Source organism: Streptomyces lancefieldiae, assembly GCF_031845825.1.
GTDB lineage: Bacteria > Actinomycetota > Actinomycetes > Streptomycetales > Streptomycetaceae > Streptomyces > Streptomyces lancefieldiae.
This window is the reverse complement of record NZ_JAVRFH010000321.1, coordinates 1-458: the sequence shown is the minus strand read 5'-3', so window position 1 is coordinate 458 and position 458 is coordinate 1. Positions and strand designations below refer to the sequence as shown.

Below are 458 nucleotides of genomic sequence, written 5' to 3'. Positions count from 1 at the left end.
CGCCTGGTCACGCATCTTCATCAAGGTCGCGAACGACAATCCGGCAGGTCCCCCACCGACACACACGATCTTCACTTCGACCCTCCCCGCGAGGAATCCGGCGTTCTTGATGATCGCAACCCGACTGCGCCGACGGGAGGCATTTGCCAAAACCGCGTCAGCGTTGGTCGGTCAGTTCGCGGGCAATGCCTGCGCAGGCAAGAAGATGTACCGTCTGGCCACCGCAGATTCGGCGACGAACCCGCAGGCCTTCACGACGTAGAGAGATGTTTGCTGCGAACTGCGCTACATCCGCTTCCAGAGATCGTCCCCACCGGAATGACGTGGAGCCTCAGGTGCCACCGGAACCGGGCCGCCGGGCTGGCTCGGGCTCGGTGCGGCAGCGGGTGGTGCAGACGCAGCGGGCGGGGCCGAATGCGTGGCCGGAGGCGCTGAATGCGGCGCCGACGACGCAGCCC

Annotated in this window: 1 protein-coding gene; it reads left to right on the top strand. The window is 65.9% G+C overall.

All coding sequences use genetic code 11. The annotated features are described in order from the left end of the window. Positions 1-262: hypothetical protein (locus tag RM812_RS42335; RefSeq protein WP_311586359.1), on the top strand; the 262-nt coding region annotated here is incomplete at its 5' end. Positions 263-458: the final 196 nt, after the last annotated feature.